The following is a 244-nucleotide window of genomic DNA, read 5'->3' on the forward strand; positions in this document are numbered from 1 at the left end:
TGGGGGTGGCGGCGGGGTTTACAGGGCCTTGACCAGTTCCGGCACGGCCGCAAACAGGTCGGCTTCCAGGCCGTAGTCGGCCACCGAGAAGATCGGCGCCTCGGGGTCCTTGTTGATCGCCACGATCACCTTGCTGTCCTTCATGCCCGCCAGGTGCTGGATCGCCCCCGAGATGCCCACAGCCACGTACAGCTCGGGCGCGACGATCTTGCCCGTCTGCCCGACCTGCCAGTCGTTGGGCGCG

General features: G+C 67.6%; 1 protein-coding gene. It reads right to left on the reverse strand.

Annotation, left to right across the window (positions count from 1 at the left end):
- Positions 1 to 18: 18 nt before the first annotated feature.
- Positions 19 to 244 (reverse strand): FAD-binding protein (locus B2J89_RS22300; RefSeq protein ID WP_205763948.1); only part of this gene is annotated, 226 nt, incomplete at its 5' end.

Source organism: Acidovorax sp. SRB_24 (genome assembly GCF_012931925.1).